At 72.2% G+C, this 18,724-nt stretch carries 13 protein-coding genes; 4 read left to right on the top strand and 9 right to left on the bottom strand.

From position 1 onward, the window contains the following. Positions 1-29: 29 nt before the first annotated feature. Together Srubr_RS03280 and Srubr_RS03275 are read right to left on the bottom strand one after the other, a co-directional pair. A complete protein-coding gene (locus Srubr_RS03280; RefSeq protein WP_189993487.1) occupies positions 30-896 on the bottom strand; it encodes an acyl-CoA thioesterase in 867 nt (288 codons plus the stop codon). Between the two features lie 40 nt (positions 897-936). Then, positions 937-3,450, bottom strand: coding sequence for a DEAD/DEAH box helicase (locus tag Srubr_RS03275; protein ID WP_189993485.1), 2,514 nt, complete (start codon positions 3,448-3,450; stop codon positions 937-939). Between the two features lie 145 nt (positions 3,451-3,595). Here Srubr_RS03275 and Srubr_RS03270 point away from each other — a divergent pair, with 145 nt between their 5' ends. Beyond that, on the top strand, positions 3,596-4,390 hold the full coding sequence (locus Srubr_RS03270) for a metal-dependent hydrolase (protein WP_189993483.1): 795 nt from the start codon (positions 3,596-3,598) through the stop codon (positions 4,388-4,390). A gap of 164 nt (positions 4,391-4,554) precedes the next feature. Here Srubr_RS03270 and Srubr_RS03265 read toward each other — a convergent pair whose 3' ends face one another. From Srubr_RS03265 to Srubr_RS03240, 6 genes are all read right to left on the bottom strand, one after another. Next, complete coding sequence (locus tag Srubr_RS03265; RefSeq protein ID WP_189993481.1) at positions 4,555-4,818, bottom strand: type B 50S ribosomal protein L31; 264 nt, start codon at positions 4,816-4,818, stop codon at positions 4,555-4,557. Positions 4,819-4,869: 51 nt separating this feature from the next. After that, the gene (locus tag Srubr_RS03260; RefSeq protein ID WP_189993479.1) at positions 4,870-5,340 is read right to left on the bottom strand and encodes a DUF5709 domain-containing protein; all 471 of its coding nucleotides are present in this window, start codon (positions 5,338-5,340) and stop codon (positions 4,870-4,872) included. 443 nt (positions 5,341-5,783) lie between these two features. After that, entirely contained in the window at positions 5,784-7,565 is a 1,782-nt protein-coding gene (locus Srubr_RS03255) for an ABC transporter ATP-binding protein (RefSeq protein WP_189993478.1), read from the bottom strand. Beyond that, positions 7,562-9,364 carry an ABC transporter transmembrane domain-containing protein gene (locus tag Srubr_RS03250; RefSeq protein ID WP_189993476.1) on the bottom strand — a complete coding sequence of 601 codons (1,803 nt, stop codon included), beginning with the start codon at positions 9,362-9,364 and terminating at the stop codon, positions 7,562-7,564. Before Srubr_RS03250 ends, Srubr_RS03255 begins: the two co-directional genes overlap by 4 nt. Before the next feature lie 193 nt (positions 9,365-9,557). Next, positions 9,558-11,681: an N-acetylmuramoyl-L-alanine amidase gene (locus Srubr_RS03245; protein ID WP_189993474.1), complete on the bottom strand. Its 2,124-nt coding sequence runs from the start codon at positions 11,679-11,681 to the stop codon at positions 9,558-9,560. Between the two features lie 230 nt (positions 11,682-11,911). After that, complete coding sequence (locus tag Srubr_RS03240; protein ID WP_268257575.1) at positions 11,912-13,456, bottom strand: M1 family metallopeptidase; 1,545 nt, start codon at positions 13,454-13,456, stop codon at positions 11,912-11,914. Between the two features lie 229 nt (positions 13,457-13,685). Between Srubr_RS03240 and Srubr_RS03235 the strand changes: the two genes are divergently transcribed. Further along, the gene (locus tag Srubr_RS03235) at positions 13,686-15,296 is read left to right on the top strand and encodes a peptide-N4-asparagine amidase (protein ID WP_308439896.1); all 1,611 of its coding nucleotides are present in this window, start codon (positions 13,686-13,688) and stop codon (positions 15,294-15,296) included. Positions 15,297-15,401: 105 nt separating this feature from the next. Here the strand turns inward: Srubr_RS03235 and Srubr_RS03230 are convergent, their stop codons facing one another. Continuing rightward, a complete protein-coding gene (locus tag Srubr_RS03230; RefSeq protein ID WP_189993472.1) occupies positions 15,402-15,851 on the bottom strand; it encodes a MarR family winged helix-turn-helix transcriptional regulator in 450 nt (149 codons plus the stop codon). 115 nt (positions 15,852-15,966) lie between these two features. Here Srubr_RS03230 and Srubr_RS03225 point away from each other — a divergent pair, with 115 nt between their 5' ends. Next, complete coding sequence (locus Srubr_RS03225) at positions 15,967-17,769, top strand: ABC transporter ATP-binding protein (RefSeq protein ID WP_189993470.1); 1,803 nt, start codon at positions 15,967-15,969, stop codon at positions 17,767-17,769. 43 nt (positions 17,770-17,812) lie between these two features. Further along, a complete protein-coding gene (gene mltG / locus Srubr_RS03220) occupies positions 17,813-18,715 on the top strand; it encodes an endolytic transglycosylase MltG (protein ID WP_189993468.1) in 903 nt (300 codons plus the stop codon). The last annotated feature ends 9 nt before the right edge of the window (positions 18,716-18,724 follow it).

Below are 18,724 nucleotides of genomic sequence, written 5' to 3'. Positions count from 1 at the left end.
GCCTCACGGCGGGCCCCTGGTCGCGGGGGCTACAGCGCCCGGAACAGACCTTCCTGGACGACCGATACGAGCAGTCGTCCCTCCAGGTCGTAGATGCGCCCGCGCGCCAGCCCACGCCCGCCGATGGCGATCGGGGACTCCTGGTCGTAGAGGAACCACTCGTCCGCGCGGAAGGGCCGGTGGAACCACATGGCGTGGTCCAGCGAGGCCAAGTCGAAGTTGCGCGGACCCCACAGCGGCTCCACCGGGATGCGGACCGCGTCCAGGAGGGTCATGTCACTGGCATAGGTCAGCGCGCACGTGTGCACCAGGGGGTCGTCGCCCAGCGGCCCCACCGCGCGCATCCACACGGCGCTGCGCGGCTCGGCCCCCTTGATCTCCTCGGCGTTCCAGCGCAGCCGGTCGACGTAGCGGATGTCGAAGGGCTGACGGCGCGCCATCCGTTCCAACTGCTCCGGCAGCGTGCCCAGATGCTTGCGGATCTCCTCCGAGACCGTCGGCAGCGACTCCGGGTGCGGCACCTCACGGGCCGGCGGCAACTGGTGCTCGAAAGGTCCTTCCTCAGGCTTGTGAAAGGAGGCGGTCAGATTGAAGATCGTGCGGCCCTGCTGCACGGCCGTGACCCGGCGCGTCGTGAAGGAACGCCCGTCACGGACCCGCTCCACCTGGTACACGATCGGCACGCCCGGCCGGCCGGGACGCAGGAAGTACGCGTGCAGTGAGTGCACCGGGCGGTCGCCGTCCGTGGTGCGGCCGGCGGCGACCAGCGCCTGGCCGGCCACCTGGCCGCCGAAGACCCGCTGGAGGGATTCCTGCGGGCTGCGGCCACGGAAGATGTTGACCTCTATCTGCTCCAGGTCGAGCAGGTCGACCAGTCTCTCGGCCGGATTCGTCATCGATGGGTTTCTCCTTGGCTTGCCACTGGCCGCGAACGGCTCACAGCTGGCCGACGTCGGTGACACGGACTACCGCACGGCCCTCGGCGTCGGAGGCCGTGAGGTCGATCTCCGCGCTGATGCCCCAGTCGTGGTCACCGTTCGGGTCGTCGAAGATCTGACGGACGCGCCAGAGCCCGTTCTCCGGCTCCTCCTTGATGACAAGGAGCTTGGGGCCGCGGGCGTCGGGGCCGGTGCCGAGGTCGTCGTACTCGTCCCAGTACTTGTCCATCGCCTCGCCCCACGCGTCGGCGTCCCAGCCGGACTCGGCGTCCAGCTCGCCCAGTTCCTCGACCTGGTCCAGGGCGGCCAGCTCCACGCGGCGGAACATGGCGTTGCGGACGAGGACCCGGAAGGCGCGGGCGTTGGTCGTGACCGGCTTGACCTCGTCGGCCTTCTCCTGGGCCTCCTCGGCGGTCATCTCCTCCGGGTTGGCGAGCTGCTCCCACTCGTCCAGCAGGCTGGAGTCCACCTGGCGCACCATCTCGCCCAGCCACTCGATCAGGTCCTGCAGATCCTCGGACTTCAGGTCGTCCGGGATGGTGTGGTCCAGCGTCTTGTAGGCGCTGGCGAGGTAACGCAGCACGATGCCCTCGGTGCGGGCCAGCTCGTAGAAGGACACCAGCTCCGTGAAGGACAACGCCCGCTCGTACATGTCCCGGACCACCGACTTAGGCGACAGCGGGTGGTCGCCGACCCACGGGTGGCTCTTGCGGTAGGTGTTGTAGGCGTGGAAGAGCAGCTCTTCCAGCGGTTTCGGGTACGTGATGTCCTGCAGCCGCTCCATGCGCTCCTCGTACTCGACCCCGTCCGCCTTCATCGCGGCCACGGCCTCACCGCGCGCCTTGTTCTGCTGGGCGACGAGGATCTGCCGCGGGTCGTCCAGGGTGGACTCGACCACGGAGACCATGTCGAGGGCGTACGACGGCGACTCGGGATCGAGGAGTTCGAACGCCGCCAGGGCGAACGTGGACAGCGGCTGGTTCAGCGCGAAGTCCTGCTGGAGGTCGACCGTGAGCCGGACGATCCGGCCCTCGGCATCGGGCTTGTCGAGCTTTTCGACGATTCCGCCGTCGAGCAGCGAGCGGTAGATCGCGATGGCCCGGCGGATGTGCCGCAGCTGCTGCTTGCGCGGCTCGTGGTTGTCCTCCAGGAGGTGGCGCATCGCTTCGAACGCGTTGCCCGGACGGGCGATCACCGACAGCAGCATTGTGTGCGTCACCCGGAAACGCGAGGTCAGCGGCTCCGGTTCCGACTCGATCAGCTTCTGGAAGGTGTTCTCCGTCCAGCCGACGAAGCCCTCCGGCGCCTTCTTGCGCACCACCTTGCGCCGCTTCTTCGGGTCGTCGCCCGCCTTCGCCAGCGCCTTCTCGTTCTCGATGACGTGTTCCGGCGCCTGCGCGACCACGAACCCGGCAGTGTCGAAACCGGCCCGGCCGGCCCGGCCCGCGATCTGGTGGAACTCCCGGGCCCGCAGGGTGCGCACCCGGCTGCCATCGTACTTGGTCAGCGCTGTGAACAGCACCGTGCGGATCGGCACGTTGACGCCCACGCCGAGCGTGTCCGTGCCGCAGATGACCTTCAGCAGTCCGGCCTGGGCGAGCTTCTCCACCAGGCGCCGGTACTTGGGCAGCATGCCGGCGTGGTGCACGCCGATGCCGTGCCGTACGTAACGGGAGAGGTTGCGGCCGAACTTGGTGGTGAAGCGGAAGTTGCCGATCAGCTCGGCGATCTGATCCTTCTCCTCGCGCGAGCACATGTTGATGCTCATCAGCGCCTGCGCCCGCTCGACGGCCTGCGCCTGCGTGAAGTGCACGATGTACACCGGGGCCTGCTTGCTCTCCAACAGGTCGGTGAGCGTCTCGGTGAGCGGGGTCAGCTTGTACTCGTAGGACAGAGGCACCGGACGGGTGGCGGAGCGGACCACCGAGGTGGGGCGGCCGGTGCGGCGGGTGAGGTCCTTCTCGAAGAAGGACACATCGCCCAAAGTGGCCGACATCAGGATGAACTGTGCCTGCGGCAGTTCCAGCAACGGGATCTGCCAGGCCCAGCCGCGGTCCCCCTCGGCGTAGAAGTGGAACTCGTCCATGACGACCTGGCCGACGTCCGCGTCCTTGCCGTCCCGCAGCGCGATCGACGCCAGCACCTCGGCGGTGCAGCAGATAACCGGCGCGTCGGCGTTCACGGATGCGTCGCCGGTGAGCATGCCGACGTTCTCGGTGCCGAAGAGCTTGCACAGCTCGAAGAACTTCTCCGACACCAGGGCCTTGATCGGTGCCGTGTAGAAGGTGACCTCGTCCCGGGCCAGCGCGGCGAAGTGCGCGCCTGCGGCGATCATGCTCTTGCCGGATCCGGTGGGCGTCGACACGATCACGTTCGCCCCGGAGACCACCTCGATCAGCGCCTCCTCCTGGTGGGGATAGAGGGTGAGGCCGCGCTCCTGAGCCCAGGACTCGAAGGCCTCGTACAGGGCGTCGGGGTCGGCGGTCGGCGGCAGCTGATCGATGAGGGTCACGCCCCCATCTTGCCTGGCCCACCGCCCGAGCGGGGAATCGGCTGCGGGTGTGAAGATCATGGAAGCTACGCTGTGTGGCCGGCGAGGCGTCAGCGCACCAGGTCAACTGGGCAGCGCGACATGAGGAATGGGGCGGGAAGCGGCCATGATGGGACCAGCACACTCACTGTCGGGGGCCGCTGCCTGGCTGGGGGTGGGAGCCGCCACGGCGGCGGCCGGACACCCCATGCCCTGGCCGGTCCTCCTCTGCGGCGCCCTGATCAGCGCCGGAGCCGCGCTCGCCCCGGACCTCGACCACAAGGCGGCCACCATCTCCCGGGCCTTCGGGCCGGTCTCCCGCGGGCTCTGCGAGATCGTGGACAAACTCTCGTACACCGTCTACAAGGCGACCAGGAAGCAGGGCGACCCGCGCCGCTCCGGCGGACACCGCACGCTGACGCACACCTGGGTGTGGGCCGTCCTGATCGGCGCGGGCTGCTCCGCCGTGGCGATCACCGGGGACCGCTGGGGAGTGCTGGCGGTCCTCTTCGTGCACATGGTGCTGGCGATCGAAGGTCTGCTGTGGCGGGCGGCACGCGGCTCCAGCAGCGATGTCCTGGTCTGGCTGCTGGCGGCGACCAGCGCGTGGATCCTGGCCGGAGTGCTGGACAAGCCGGGCCATGGTTCCGACTGGCTGTTCACCGCGCCGGGGCAGGAGTACCTGTGGCTGGGGCTGCCGGTCGTGCTCGGCGCGCTGGTGCACGACATCGGGGACGCGCTGACCGTGTCCGGCTGCCCGATCCTGTGGCCGATCCCGGTGGGCCGCAAGCGCTGGTACCCGGTGGGGCCGCCGAAGGCGATGCGGTTCCGGGCGGGCAGCTGGATCGAGCTCAAAGTGCTGATGCCGGCGTTCATGCTGCTCGGCGGGGTCGGCTGCGCCGCGGCCCTCAATGTGATCTGACCAGGCCGACGGCACCGGCTCACGATCGGGCGGAGCCGGGGCGGGCGCGCCGCGTCCGGGCCAGGACATCGGGGCGGGACGGAGGTTCGCAGCCGTCCTCCGGCCCGGGTCATGCGCAGGCGGGTTCCTCGGCGGTGGCCCGCGGTCCGGCGGAGATCGCCGGATCAGCCCGGCTCGCCCGCGTCCGCCGTGCCGTACCGGCGCTCGAAGCGGGCGATGCGGCCCTCGGTGTCGACCGTACGCGCCTTGCCGGTGTAGAAGGGGTGGCTCTCCGAGGAGATCTCCACGTCGATCACCGGGTAGCTCTGGCCGTCGTCCCACTCGATGGTCTGCTCGCTCCGGGCGGTGGACCTCGTCAGGAAGGCGTACCCTGCGGCGCGGTCACGGAAGACAACGGGGTGGTAGTCGGGGTGCTTGTCCTGCTGCATGGCGGCTCCTCGCAACGGGAGGTCGGGCCGGAGGCGTCCGGACTGTCCGGCTCAGCCGGGGAGGGCGTCCTCGTCGACGATGTGCACCGCGGCCTCCTCGGCGGAGGCGGCGGCCCCGTCGATGCCGACGTCGGTGGCGACGAGCGCGGCCTCGTCGTCCTCGTGCGCGCCCTCGTCGGGTGCCACCAGCCGCCCGGACCGGAAGTTGCCGACCTCATTGTCGAGGGGTTCCCCGTCGGTGCCCTCGCAGTCCCCGATACCGTCCCCGTCGGGCGCGGAGAGATCGGGCAGCTCTTCGGCGAGCCGCTGGTCGAGGGTCTCACCCGCCTGGCGTTCGGCCGCCGTCACACCGACGTGTTCCACCGCCCACGGTCGCTCGGGAGGGGACCAGCCGCGGTCGAGGGGGTCGGCGACGCCGTCGAAGTCCAGAGTGTCCTCGACGTCGAGCACCCCCGAGTCCTCCCGGATCTCCGAGGGATCGGGCTGGTAGACGTCATCCCCCCAACCGTCGGCGTTGTCCACGACTACCTCCAGAGGGTGAGGACGGCCGGATGCCGCCCCAGCGAACGGCGAGCCGTCGGCACGCGCGGCACGGTGGCCGCACGCCGTGAACCGGCTGGTCCCCGGGCGCGCGCCGAGCCGCTGCCGCTTTCCAGCCTTCCACCCCGGATCGGCACCGCGCAACGGCACGGCCCCGGGGGTGAGCGCGCAACCGCGCCACGGGTCCGGCCGGAACCCACCGGGCATCGGAGCGCGGCAAGCGGACCGCTGCGCGGCCCGGCTTACCCGAGCGGAGCCGGAGGGGCGCCGTCCGCGGCCGTGACGTCAGGCGTCCACGCCCCTGCCGGACCGCCTCCCGCCCTCACGGTCGACGCCCCCGCGCGCGCCCCCGGGCAGCCGCCCTCTGCCACCCCTCCCAGGGGGCCGTCCCCGCACGCGTGCCCACCCGCGCCCCCGCCCGGTCCTCACCCGTGCCAGGAGCGCCACAGCGCCGCGTACGCCCCCTCCGCCGCGACCAGCTCCTCATGGCTGCCGAGCTCGCTGATCCGGCCGTTCTCGACGACGGCGATCACGTCGGCGTCGTGGGCGGTGTGCAGCCGGTGGGCGATGGCCACCACGGTGCGGCCTTCGAGGACCCGTGCCAGGGAGCGTTCCAGATGCCGGGCCGCGCGCGGGTCGAGCAGCGAGGTCGCCTCGTCCAGGACCAGCGTGTGCGGATCGGCGAGCACCAGCCGGGCCAGCGCGATCTGCTGTGCCTGTGCCGGGGTCAGCGCCAGACCGCCGGAGCCGACCTCGGTGTCCAGACCGTCGTCCAGGGCCCGGGCCCAGCCGTCCGCGTCGACCGCGCCGAGAGCCGCCCACAGTTCGGCGTCCGTGGCGTCGGTGCGGGCCAGCAGGAGGTTGTCCCGCAGGGAACCCACGAAGACATGGTGCTCCTGGTTGACCAGGGCGACATGCGCGCGGACGCGCTCGGCGGGCATCCGGGACAGCTCCGCCCCGCCCAGGCTGACCCGTCCGCCCCGGGGCGCGTAGATCCCGGCGAGCAGCCGGCCCAGGGTGGACTTGCCCGCACCGGACGGGCCGACGAGGGCCATCCGGGTGCCCGGAGCGACCCGCAGGGAGACCTCGCGCAGCACGTCGACGCCCTCCCGGTAACCGAAGCGCACCCGGTCGGCGTCCACGACCCGTCCCTCGGGGGCCAGTGCCGCGTCCCCGGCGTCCGGCTCGATGTCCCGGACGCCGACCAGGCGGGCCAGCGACACCTGGGCGACCTGCACCTCGTCGTACCAGCGCAGGATCAGGTTGACCGGGTCGACCAGCATCTGCGCGATGAGGGCACCGGTGGTGAGCTGACCCACCCCTATCCAGCCCCGCAGCACGAACACCCCGCCGACCATCAGGACCGAGCCGAGCACGAGGAGGTGGACGGTGTTGATGACCGGGAAGAGCACGGAGCGGAGCCAGAGCGTGTACCTCTCCCACGCGACCCACTGCGCGATCCGCTGCTCGGACAGGGCCACGCGGCGGGCACCGAGGCGGTGCGCCTCGACGGTGTGGCCCGCGTCCACGGTCTCGGCGAGCGCGGCGGCGACGGCGGCGTACCCGGCGGCTTCCGAACGGTAGCCGGACGGAGCCCGCTTGAAGTACCAGCGGCAGCCGATCACCAGGACCGGTACGGCGAGCAGCGCGGCGGCGGCCAGCGGCGGCGCCGTCACCACCAGCCCGCCGAGCAGCAACAGGGCCCACACGACACCGATGGCCAGCTGCGGCACGGCCTCGCGCATGGCGTTGGCCAGCCGGTCGATGTCGGTGGTGATACGGGAGAGCAGGTCGCCGGTGCCCGCCCGTTCCAGCACGCCCGGCGGCAGCCCCACGGACCGGACGAGGAAGTCCTCGCGCAGGTCGGCCAGCATCCGCTCGCCGAGCATCGCGCCCCGCAGCCGCACCTGCCGGACGAACACGGCCTGCACGGCCAGCGCGAGCACGAACAGCCCGGCGGTCAGCCCCAGGTGGAGTTCCCGGGCCCCGTCCGACACCCGCTCGACCAGCCCGCCGAGCAGGTACGGGCCCGCCATGGAGGCGATGACGGCCACCGTGTTGACGGCGATGAGCAGCAGGAAGGCCCGGCGGTGCCGGCGGAACAGCTCGGTGACGTAGGCGCGCACGGTCGCCACGGCGCCGACGGGCAGGGTGGTGGCGGTCGTCGGGGCCGCCGGGTCGTAGTCCGGCGGTGCGACGCCGATCATGCGCTCTCCTCGATCTCTTCCAGCTCCTGGAGCTCGTCCAGCAGCGTGCCGTCGTCGGCGGCCAGTTCCTCGTCGGTCTCCCGGGTCACCACGGCCCGGTACCGGGGCTCGCCGTCGATCAGCTCGCGGTGCGGGCCGACCGCCGCGACCCGGCCCTCGTGCACCAAGGCGACCCGGTCCGCGCGGTCGAGCAGCAGCGGCGAGGAGGTGAACACCACGGTCGTCCGTCCCGACCGCAGCCGGCGCAGCCCGTCCGCGATCCGCGCCTCGGTGTGCGAGTCGACCGCGGAGGTCGGCTCGTCCAGCACCAGCACCTGCGGATCGGTGATCAGCGACCTGGCGAGGGCCAGTCGCTGGCGCTGGCCGCCGGACAGGGACCGGCCGCGCTCGGTGATCCGGGCGTCCATCGGATCGGCGGCGTCCAGCGAACCCTGCACCAGCGCGTCCAGCACGTCCTCGCACTGCGCCGCGGCGAGCGCGTCCGCGGCCGGCACCGCACCGGAGGAGGGTACGTCCAGCAGCTCGCGCAGCGTGCCGGACAGCAGCACCGGGTCCTTGTCCTGCACGAGGACGGCGGTGCGGGCGCTGTCGAGGGGCAGGTCGTCCAGGGGCACCCCGCCCAGCAGCACCGACCGGTCCGGCTCGGCGGGGTGGCCGCCGAGCCGCTCGGCCAGCCTGCCCGCCGCGTCCGGGTCACCGCACACCACGGCGGTGAACCGGCCGGCGGGCGCGAGCAGACCGGTCACCGGGTCGTACAGGTCGCCGCCCGGCACCTCGGCCGCACGGGTGCCGTCGGTGTCCGTGGACCGCTCCAGTGACAGCACACGCGCGGCGCGCTTGGCCGAGGGACGGGAGAAGGAGTACGCCATGGCGATCTCCTCGAAGTGACGCAGCGGGTAGCTGAGGATCATGACCGCGCTGTAGACGGTGACGAGTTCGCCGACATCGATCCGGCCCTCGCGGGCCAGGCCGACGCCGCGCCAGACGACCGCGATCAGCAGTAGTCCGGGCAGCAGCACCTGGACGGCGGAGATCAGCGACCACATCCGGGCACTGCGTACGGCGGCGTGCCGTACCTCCTGGGAGGCCCGGCGGTAGCGGTCCAGGAACAGCTCCTCGCCGCCGATGCCGCGCAGCACCCGCAGACCCGCGACCGTGTCCGAGGCCAGCTCGGTGGCCCGGCCCGCCTTCTCGCGCTGGACGTCGGCGCGGCGGGTCGCCCGGGGCAGCAGGGGCAGCACCGCGAGCGCCACGACGGGCAGGCCCACGGCGACGACCACGCCGAGAGCGGGCTGGTACACGACCAGGCCGACGGCGACGATCACCACCGTCGCGGCGGCGGCGGTGAAGCGGGAGACGGCCTCGACGAACCAGCCGATCTTCTCGACGTCACCCGTGGACACGGCCACCACCTCACCGGCGGCCACCCGCCGGGTCAGGGCCGAGCCCAGGTGGGCGGCCTTGCGCGCCAGCAGCTGCTGGACGCGGGCGGCGGCGGTGATCCAGTTGGTGACGGCCGCGCGGTGCAGCATGGTGTCACCGACGGCGAGCCCTGTTCCGCACAGCACCATCAGACCCCCCGTCAGGGCGAGCCGGGTGCCGGAGCGGTCGACGGCCGCCTGCACGGCGAGACCGACGCAGAAGGGCAGGGCGGAGACGGAGACGAAATGCAGCAGGCCCCAGGCGAGCGACTTCAGCTGTCCGCCCAGCTGGTTGCGCCAGAGCCACCACAGGAATCGGGGACCCGAGCGCGCGTCGGGCACGCCCGGATCGGGATACGGAAGGTCTTGGATCTGCATGACGTCCCAGTGGCTCGTGTCAGGGCAGGGCAGGAGCGGAACGCCGCGGTGCGCGGCGACAAGCCGTGAAAGGTTGACGTCATGCAGTGGTGAATTTCAAACAGTTTTTCCTGACGGCCCGCGAAATCGGCCGTGATCGGCCATGGCACCGCCGTCCGGCAGCCGGGCCCCTGGGTTCCCGGCTGCCGCGCGGTCATCGTCCGGCGGAACCGGCGGAACCGGCCGGGCTTGCCGGGCCGGAAGGGCCGGAAGGGGCGGAAGGCCTGGAAGGCCTGGAAGGAGCGGTCGGGGCGATGGGGACCGAGGGGGCGGTCCGGGAGGCCGGGCTCTCCTGCGGCCCCGACGAGGCGGTCGAGGACACCACGTCCACGTCGCTGGCCCGCACATACGCGAGCCGGTGGCCGAACTGGATCTCGTAGTACTTCTCCCGGCCCCACACCACCGGGTTGGGCGTGTCGCTGAAGGACTTGGCGGTGTAGGAGCTGCCGACACCGGACTGCGTCACGTACCGCTGGCCCGCCTGGAAGCTGTACGGGAGCGGCGACTCGTCCGGCTCGTCGATGCCGTCCGGGTACGCCTCCTCCTCCGGCAGGGCGCGCCCGTACACCGGGATCTCGTCCAGGCCCTCCTTCGGGGTGACCATGCGCCCGGCCGCGCCGACGGCGGTGGGCTGGTTCCGGGGATTCTTGAACCAGGCCTTGTTGCCCTGGAACCAGATCGCCGTCCAGTCTCCGCTGCGGTCGGCCACGGCGAAGGTCTGACCGGCGGAGACCCGCGAGCCCAGGTCGTTGACGTCCACCGTGGAGTCCTCGCCGTCCGGTTTGCGGCCCGGGTCCTGGATCAGCGGGGCGCGCTCGCTCGGCTCGGTGTACAGGCGGACGGCGCTGGAGCCGTGCGGCCGACACGGTGAACCACTGCCGCCGCAGCCCGTGAACTCCGGCTTGTGCGTGGCGTAGTCGGGCAGGATGGTCACCATGTCACTGTCCGGTCCCGCCGTGGCCCGCAGCGGTGCGCCGAGGAGGTCGAAGTAGTGGCGCCAGTCCCAGAAGGGGCCGGGGTCGTCGTGCATGTCGGGAATGCTGCCGGCGGTCGGGGCCGGCACGTTGTCGTGGCCGAAGATGTGCTGCCGGTCCAGCGGGATGGCGTACTTCTTCGCCAGGTACTTCACCAGGCGCGCCGAGGCCCGGTACATGCGTTCCGTGTACCAGGTTCCCGGCTGGGTGAGGAACCCCTCGTGCTCGATGCCGATGGAGCGGGCGTTCACGAACTGGCTGCCGGAGTGCCAGGCCTCGTCCTTGGTCTTGACGTGCTGGGTGACGTGGCCGTCGCTGGAGCGGATCGAGTAGTGCCACGACGACTCCGTGGGGTCCTGCACCGTCTGGAGCATGCTCGGCAGCTCCGCCTCGGTGTCGTGGATGACGATGTACTCGATCGGCTGGTCCCTGGGGCGGTCGGCCAGGTCGTGGTTGCCGTACGCGCTGTCGTCGATCTCCTCGTACGGCGCGCCGAGCCAGTCGCAGGCCAGTTCGGCGGGGCACTCGACGTCCTTCTGCCGCTGCGGTCCCTGGGCGGAGGGGGTGTGCTGGCGCGGCCGGACGCGGGGGGTGGCGGGCAGCGTGACCTCCTGCCCCTCGGCGGTGGTGCGGTGCGCGCCCCGGCGGATCAGGGCGAAGACATCGTCGGCGTAGGCGGCGGCCGACGAGACGTCACGGGTGCCCGGGAAGCGCGCCACCGCCTCCCACCAGTCCGCCGGGTCGGCGCTGAGGGGCTTGCCGAGCTGCCGTTGCGTGGCGGCCAGGAGCGCCGCGCCGCCGCGTACGTTGGCGACGGCGTCCTTGCGCAGTTGTTCGGCCGGGACGTGGATCAGCCGTGCCGCGTGGGGCAGGTCCGCGGGCTGCACGGCGTGGCCGGGCGAGGTGCCGGCGCCGTCGGTGGCGGCCGGTCCGGGGGCCGCGGCGCGGGGCTGGGCCTGGACGCCGTCCGCCGCCCGCGCGGTGGCGGAGGGGGCCGGCGTCGTGACGAGTTCGGGGTCCAGCAGGTGCATCGGCCCGAAGCCGCCGGCGACGCTGGGCGCGCCGGGGTGGGAGTCCCAGCGCGACTGCAGGTAGGACACGCTCATGAGGACACTGCGCGGCACGTGGAACTCGCGTGCGGCGTCCGTGAAGGCGTCCTGCAGCCGCCGGTCGGACGGATCGGCGCAGCCGGACATCGGGAGGATCAGCAGCGGTGGCAGCAGCGCCGCCCCCGCGATGACACAGGCCGTACGGCGGCATCTCCGGACGGCACCGGGGATACGGGCAACGACATTTCTTCTCATTGCAGGGGCTCTCCCAACCACGCTCGTTCGCAACCAGGGCAGAGGAGTTGCCCGTCGCGCCACCCCTCGTACGTTTCCGTGCCCGGAGCGCCGTGTCGTGGCGAGGGTCACCGGTGTGGACCAGCCCTCCCGCAGAGGCCACCCGGTCGGCGGCAGTGACTCCGCTGCCCGGGGCAACCAAACATGACAGGCCGTCCGGTCCCGGCCCGGCCGCCCGGTTGCCCCAGCGCTCAGTCCTCCACCGGGTCCACCTGCCAGTCGGGATGCCCCGGCATCGGCGGGGTGTGCGCGCCGTACAGCCACGGGTGGAGGAACGGGCCGAGGTCCTCGCCCGCGACCCGGGACGCGAGCGCGATGAAGTCCCGGGTGCCGGCCGCCCGGCCCCGGTAGGCGGTCACCCAGGCCCGCTCGATCCGGCCGAAGGTCTCCTCGCCGACCTTTTCCCGCAGCGCGAACAGCACCAGCGCCGAGCCGTCGTACCGCATCACCTTGAACAGCGTGGCGTCGGTGGGTTCGGCGGGCGCCCCCTCGTCGTGCCGCCACTGGTCGTGCCGCTCGTACGCCGCCCGCATCACGGACTCCAGCTCGGCCCCGCCGTGCTCGTCGGAGTACAGCCGTTCGTAGTAACGGGCGTGACCCTCGCTCAGCCACAGGTCGGACCAGCGCCGGATGGCGACGCTGTCACCAGTCCAATGGTGGGTCAGTTCGTGCACGAGGTTGCGTTCCGCGCCGACCCGGTCGCCCAGCAGGTCGTCCCGGGGCACGACGGCGAGCGACTGGGTCTCCAGCGCCACCGGCAGGTCGGTGTCCCCGACCAGCACGCCGTAGCGGCGGAACGGGTAGGGGCCGAGCCGCTGTTCCAGCCAGGCCAGGTGGTCCGGGGTGAGCGAACGGTACTCCTCGGTGTCCGCGACCAGGCCGTCCGGCACCACGTCCCGCACGGGCAGCCCGCGCGGCCCCTCGCTGTCGACGAACGTGAACCTTCCGATGGCCAGCTGGACCAGCTGCGCCGCGATCGGCTGTTCGGAGTCGTACGTCCAGCGGGTGCGGCCGTCGGGGTGCCGCTCGGTGCCGACGAGGCGGCCGTTGGCCACCGCGCTGACTCCGGGCGGGGTCGTCACGCGGAAGGTGATGGGCGCCCGCAGACTGGGGTGGTCGTTGGCCGGGAAGATCATCCGGGCGCCGTCGGGCTGCGCGCAGACGACGGTCCCGTCGGGCGTGGGGACCCAGCCGTAGTCCTGGATGGCGTCGTCGCGGTGGCGTCCCTGCGTGGGGTCGGCGGTGTAGGCGACGCGGACGGTGAACGCGCGGCCGCGCGGGATGGGTTTCGCGGGGGTGACGACGAGTTCGTCACCGTGGCGCTCGGCTGCGGCCGGCGCCCCGTCGACGGTCACGCGGTGCAGCGTGTTGCCCGCGAAGTCCAGGTCGAAGCGGGACAGGGCCTGGTCGGCGGTGGCGCTGATGGAGGCCGCGGCCTCGAAGGGTGTGCGGGGGGCCCGCCAGTCGAAGTCGAGCGTGTAACGGCGGACGGTGTAACCGCCGTTGCCGGCCAGCGGCATGAGCGGATCGCCGATGCCCGGCGCGCCGGGCGACGGGGCCGGACCGGCGGCCGTGGCCGGTGCGCCGGGGGCGGGTCGCCGGCCCGGACCGGCGAACGGGGCGCTGACGGTGACGACGGCGGCTCCCGCGAGGGCGAGGGCGAGTACGACGGCTCCGGCGAGCGTGCGGACGGCCCGGCGGTGCCGTCCCGACGGGTTTGTGACCGGTGCTTTCACCGTGGATGCCCCTCGGCGGCGCGGGGCGCGGAGCGCGCGGCCGCGCGCCCGGCGGGAGGGCCGCCGGCCGTCGTGATCTCCATGCCCGCACTATGCCAGTACGATGCGCTTATATAACTGATTGTCACTTTTCTGGGTGCCTGCGTGGCGTCCCGGACGGCCGTGCGCATCGCGCCGATCTCCCGAGGCGTCATTGCGGGGCGGGCCGTCCGCCCGTAGAACACCGGCCATGAGACGACAGTTAGTCATGTCCATGCTTGCCGGAGCGACCCTCCTGGCGAGCGCGCTCTTCGGCACGGGTGCGCCGACCGCCCGAGCGGTGGACGTACCCGCCGAGTTCGGCACCGACTGGCACGACCCGGTGACCGCGGCCCCGCCCGTCGGCCGGCCGCACACCCGCTCCTGCCAGGTCACCCTCGCCGACGCACGGTTCCGTGACTTCACGCCCTACCACGGCACCTACGCGCCCCCCGAGGGCTGCGGCGACCGCTGGAGCAAGGTCGTGCTGCGCCTCGACGGGAAGGTGAAGGGCCGTCAGTACGACCGGCTCGGCTATCTGCGGGTCGGCGGGGTCGAGGTCCTGCGCACCTCCACCCCGGAACCCTCGCCCGACGGCATCGAGTGGCACGTCGAGAAGGACGTCACCCGCTACAGCGAGACCTTCCGCGCCGCCCGGGACGTCGAGATGCTGATCGGCAACGTGGTGGACGACACCTACACCGGTGTCATCGACGTACACGTCACCCTGGCCTTCTACGCGGGGCGCCCCGCGGCCCCCGCGCCCGACCGGGTCCTCACCCTCGCCGACACGCCCGCCGGTACGACGCTCACCACCCCGCGCAACAGCGAACGGATCGTCGCCGAGGTGTACGCGACCGGTTCGGGCGGCGGCTGCGAGGAGTTCTGGTACCTGACCGTCGCCGATCCGGCGCCGTACTCCTGCAAGGCCGACCACGGGCCGTACCGGGAGGTGCGGATCAGCGTCGACGGGCGGCTCGCCGGCATCGCCGCGCCGTACCCGCACGTGTGGACGGGCGGCTGGTCCAACCCCTTCCTCTGGTACGTCGTCCCGGCCCCGCGCGCCTTCGACGTGCGGCCCGTCGAGTACGACCTCACGCCCTTCGCCGGCCTGCTCAACGACGGCCGCCCGCACCGCGTCGAGGTGTCCGTCGCCGGGGTGCCGGCGGGGCAGCCGGGCTGGAGCACACCGGTGAACGTCCTGGTCTGGCAGGACCCGCACCGGGCCCACGTCCCCGGCGCGCTCATCGAGGACACCGCCGCCGACCTCGCCAACTCCTCGGTCCACACGCCCGGCCGGGAGCACCGGGTGGACACCGAGGCGGGGCACCGGCTCACCGTCTCCGGCTACCTGGACACCTCTCACGGACGGGTGACCACCACCGTCACCCGGACGCTCGCCCACGCCTCCGTCCACCGCTGGACCGACGGCGAGAACACGGACGGACTCGACGCCTTCTGGAGTGACGACGAATCGGTCGGGACCACCGGCCGGGGACCGGCGCGCACGACGCACACCCATCGGACGTACACCATGAACGGCACCGTCACCCTGGGCCCGGACGACCGGCTGCGCACCGTGCTCACGGTCGGCGACCGGGCGTCGGCGGTGACGCGCGAGGGCGGCCGGCGCACCGCGTGGTCGCGGCTGGACGACACCTACAGCGGCGACGCCACGTACACGCTGAACGTCCCGCGCGACCAGCGGCACGCGGTGGGCACATCGACCGAGCGCTACCGTCTCGTCGGCTCGGCGGGCTGCTACGACCGCTCGCTGACCACGGTCCAGGGCGTGCTGACGGAGGACCGCGACCGCTGCTGAGTCCGGCCGCCGACGCGCGCATACCAGGGCCCCCGTCCCCGAGACAGGCCGCTCCGGCGGGGCGGATGCCCCTCGGGCGGGGGCCTTCCGGAGGGGGAGAGCCGCTCAGCAGCGCGGCGCGGGCTCCCCGTCGATCAGCGTGTCCAGCAGCACGCCGAGCACCTGGCGCTCCTTCTCCGTCAGCGGCGCCAGTATCTCCTCGGCCGCCGAGCGGCGGGCGCCGCGCAGCTCCAGCAGGGCCGCGCGGCCCTCGTCGGTCAGCTCGATCCGGGTCACGCGCCGGTTCGCCGGGTCCGGCACCCGCCGGACCCTGCCGCCCGCCTCCAGCCCGTCGACCAGCGTCGTCACCGCGCGCGGCACGACCTCCAGCCGCTCGGCCAGGTCGGCCATGCGCGGCGGCGAGGGGTAGTGCGCGAGGGTGCGCAGCAGCCGGGACTGGGCCGGGGTGATGCCCAGGTCGCGCTGTTCCAGATGGCGTTTCTGGATGCGGTGCACCCTGCGGGTGAGCCGTAGCAACTGCTCGGCGAGCAGGCCGTCGGGATCGGGGGTGGTCATGCGGGAACAATATCAGGACGCCGCTCATTGTGAATATAGGTAACAATGAGCTACGATCAGTCATGCATCGTCGGCCGTCCCGCGCCGCCCCCCACGCTCACCTCCGTAGGAGCCCATGCACCCCGAACACGAATCCTCCTGGACTCCACCTGCCGACACCGGCGAGCAGCCCCGCCAGGTGCGCCGCATCCTGCGGCTCTTCCGTCCCTATCGCGGGCGCCTCGCCGTCGTCGGGCTGCTGGTCGGCGCCTCCTCGCTGGTCTCGGTGGCCACGCCGTTCCTGCTGCGGGAGACGCTCGACGTCGCCATCCCCGAGGGCCGCACGGGTCTGCTGAGCCTGCTCGCGCTCGGCATGATCCTCAGCGCCGTCCTGGCCGGCGTCTTCGGCGTGCTCCAGACGCTGATCTCGACCACCGTCGGCCAGCGGGTCATGCACGATCTGCGCACGGCGGTCTACGGCCGGCTCCAGCGCATGTCGCTCGCCTTCTTCACCCGCACCCGCACCGGCGAGGTGCAGTCCCGCATCGCCAACGACATCGGCGGCATGCAGGCCACCGTCACCTCCACCGCCACCTCCCTGGTCTCCAACGTCACCAGCGTGGCCGCCACGGTCGTCGCCATGATCGCCCTTGACTGGCGGCTGACGATCGTCTCGCTCGTCCTGCTGCCGGCGTTCGTCTGGATCAGCCGCCGGGTCGGCAACGAACGCAAGAAGATCACCACCCAGCGGCAGAAACAGATGGCCGCGATGGCGGCCACGGTCACCGAGTCGCTCTCGGCCAGCGGCATCCTGCTCGGCCGCACCATGGGCCGCTCCGACTCGCTGACCTCGTCCTTCGCCGCCGAGTCCGAGCGCCTGGTCGACCTGGAGGTCAGATCGAACATGGCCGGGCGCTGGCGCATGGCCGTGATCACGATCGTGATGGCCGCGATGCCCGCCGTCATCTACTGGACCGCCGGCCTCGCCCTCCGGTTCGGCGGGCCCGACGTCTCCCTCGGCACCATCGTCGCCTTCGTCTCCCTCCAGCAGGGCCTGTTCCGCCCGGCCGTGAGCCTGCTGGCGACCGGCGTCCAGATTCAGACCTCCCTGGCGCTCTTCCAGCGCATCTTCGAGTACCTGGACCTGCCGGTCGACATCACCGAGCGCGAGCGGCCGGTCCGCCTCGACACGGTCAAGGGCGAAGTCCGCTTCGAGCACGTCGAGTTCCGCTACGACGACAAGGGCGGCCCCGTCCTCGACGGCATCGACATCACCGTGCCGGCCGGCGGCAGCCTCGCCGTCGTCGGCCCGACCGGTGCCGGGAAGTCCACGCTCGGCTATCTCGTCCCCCGCCTGTACGACGTCACCGGCGGCCGGGTCACCCTGGACGGGGTGGACGTCCGCGACCTCGACTTCGACACCCTCGCCCGCGCGGTCGGTGTCGTCTCCCAGGAGACGTACCTCTTCCACGCCTCGGTCGCCGACAACCTGCGCTTCGCCAAACCGGACGCCACCGACGAGGAACTGCACGCGGCGGCCAGGGCGGCGCAGATCCACGACCACATCACCGCGCTGCCCGACGGCTACGACACGATCGTGGGCGAACGCGGCCACCGCTTCTCCGGCGGCGAGAAGCAGCGTCTGGCCATAGCCCGCACCATCCTGCGCGACCCGCCGGTCCTCATCCTGGACGAGGCGACCAGCGCACTCGACACCCGCACCGAAGCCGCCGTCCAGCGGGCCATCGACGCGCTCTCGGCCGACCGCACCACCCTCACCATCGCCCACCGGCTGTCCACCGTCCGCGACGCCGACCAGATCGTGGTGCTGGACTCGGGGCGCGTCGCCGAACGCGGCACGCACGAGGAACTCCTGGAGCGGGACGGGCGGTACGCGGCCCTGGTGCGCCGCGATGCGCAACTGCGGCCGACAGACTGAACATATGCCAGGTTTATGACGATATGCGTATTACCGTGCCCGCATGCAGACGAACATTCCGCCACGGAACACGCTCCGACTGACACGCCGGGGAAGACTCGTCACCCTCGTGGCCGGCGCCGTCGCGGCCGGCACCGCCGTGGCGGTGCCGCTGCTGCTCCTCGCGGGCGACCGCGACGAGGCCAGGCCCGCCACCCTGGTCATCCCGGAGGGCTGGCGCGCGAGCCAGGTGTACGACGCGGTCGACAAGGCGCTCCGACTGCCCCCCGGCAGCACCCGCAAGTCGCTCGGCAAGGCGGCGCTGAAACTGCCCGGCGAGGCCGAGGGCAACCCGGAGGGCTATCTCTTCCCGGCGACGTACCCCATCCCGGAAGGAGCCACCCCCGAGTCGCTGCTGCGCACCATGGTCGACACCGCCAACGACAAATACGGCCTCGCGCCGGTCACGGCGGGGGCCCAGCGCAACGCGATGAACCTCCACCAGGCCGTCACCGTCGCCAGCATCGTCCAGGCCGAGGCCGGCAGCAAGGCGGACATGGGCAAGATCGCCCGGGTCATCCTCAACCGGCTGGCCCGCGGAATGCCGCTGCAGATGGACTCGACCGTCGGCTACGCGCTCGAACACGACCCCGCCCCCGCCGGCCAGGGCAGCGGTCAGGTGCAGAGCCCGTACAACTCCTACCAGCGCGTGGGTCTGCCTCCGACCCCGATCGACAACCCCGGCGCGGACGCGATGCGCGCGGCCCTGAACCCCACGCCGGGCGACTGGCTGTACTTCGTCACGGTCCGGCCGGGGGACACCCGCTTCACCGCCGACTACGACGAGCACCTGCGGAACGTGGCCGAGTTCCACGCCGTCCACCAGAGCGCGGCACCGGCCCAGCCGGACGGCGGCGTGCCCTGGTCCTCGTCCTCCGCGGTCCCCGCGCCGCCCTCGGGCGGCTGAGCGGCGGGA

The organism is Streptomyces rubradiris (assembly GCF_016860525.1).
Classification (GTDB): Bacteria; Actinomycetota; Actinomycetes; order Streptomycetales; family Streptomycetaceae; genus Streptomyces; species Streptomyces rubradiris.
The sequence above is the reverse complement of the archived record's forward strand: the minus strand, read 5'-3'. Positions and strand labels throughout refer to the sequence as shown.

Excerpts from the sequence above, each read along its gene's own strand:
- Srubr_RS03230 (WP_189993472.1), bottom strand. The coding sequence starts at position 15,851 with ATGACCACCCCCGATCCCGACGGCCTGCTCGCCGAGCAGTTGCTACGG.
- Srubr_RS03270 (WP_189993483.1), top strand. The coding sequence starts at position 3,596 with ATGATGGGACCAGCACACTCACTGTCGGGGGCCGCTGCCTGGCTGGGG.
- Srubr_RS03245 (WP_189993474.1), bottom strand. The coding sequence starts at position 11,681 with ATGAGAAGAAATGTCGTTGCCCGTATCCCCGGTGCCGTCCGGAGATGC.
- mltG (WP_189993468.1), top strand. The coding sequence starts at position 17,813 with ATGCAGACGAACATTCCGCCACGGAACACGCTCCGACTGACACGCCGG.
- Srubr_RS03225 (WP_189993470.1), top strand. The coding sequence starts at position 15,967 with ATGCACCCCGAACACGAATCCTCCTGGACTCCACCTGCCGACACCGGC.
- Srubr_RS03235 (WP_308439896.1), top strand. The coding sequence starts at position 13,686 with ATGAGACGACAGTTAGTCATGTCCATGCTTGCCGGAGCGACCCTCCTG.
- Srubr_RS03255 (WP_189993478.1), bottom strand. The coding sequence starts at position 7,565 with ATGATCGGCGTCGCACCGCCGGACTACGACCCGGCGGCCCCGACGACC.
- Srubr_RS03280 (WP_189993487.1), bottom strand. The coding sequence starts at position 896 with ATGACGAATCCGGCCGAGAGACTGGTCGACCTGCTCGACCTGGAGCAG.
- Srubr_RS03265 (WP_189993481.1), bottom strand. The coding sequence starts at position 4,818 with ATGCAGCAGGACAAGCACCCCGACTACCACCCCGTTGTCTTCCGTGAC.
- Srubr_RS03250 (WP_189993476.1), bottom strand. The coding sequence starts at position 9,364 with ATGCAGATCCAAGACCTTCCGTATCCCGATCCGGGCGTGCCCGACGCG.